The sequence below is a fragment of the Streptomyces beihaiensis genome (assembly GCF_026274175.1).
In the GTDB taxonomy this organism is placed as follows: Bacteria; Actinomycetota; Actinomycetes; order Streptomycetales; family Streptomycetaceae; genus Streptomyces; species Streptomyces beihaiensis.
In genome coordinates this window covers 1-381 of record NZ_JAPHNL010000301.1, presented here as the reverse complement: position 1 = coordinate 381, position 381 = coordinate 1, and the positions used below count along the sequence as shown (strand labels likewise).

Below are 381 nucleotides of genomic sequence, written 5' to 3'. Positions count from 1 at the left end.
CCGGCTTTCCTCCGGGCGCTTTCCCTTCGGTCTTGCGTCTCCGACTCTATCAGATCTTTCCGATCCGATTTCCTCGGGGTTTTGCTCGGTCTTGCTCCCAGTGCCGTCGCCAGTGCCGTTACCGGTGCCGTCGCCGGAGCCGTTCCCAGTACCGTCACCGGTGCCGTTACCGGAACCGTTCCCAGTGCCGTCGCCAGTGCCGTTACCGGTGCCGTCGCCGGAGCCGTTCCCAGTAGTCACGCCATCTTCAACGCCCACCCAACCTCAAAGACACGCTCTCCCACAGACGACCTGACCAAGCACTACTAGGCCCTGTCTTCAAACTCCCGTCGTCGCCCGAAGGGCGGCCCGGCGGTGGCTGGTGCGTGCGATCGCAAGGCG

The 381-nt window shown here is 64.6% G+C and carries 1 pseudogene; it reads right to left on the bottom strand.

Annotated features, from left to right (window positions below):
* Positions 1–240 (bottom strand): annotated as a pseudogene (locus OFY01_RS26290) (hypothetical protein); the annotation flags it as partial.
* Positions 241–381: the final 141 nt, after the last annotated feature.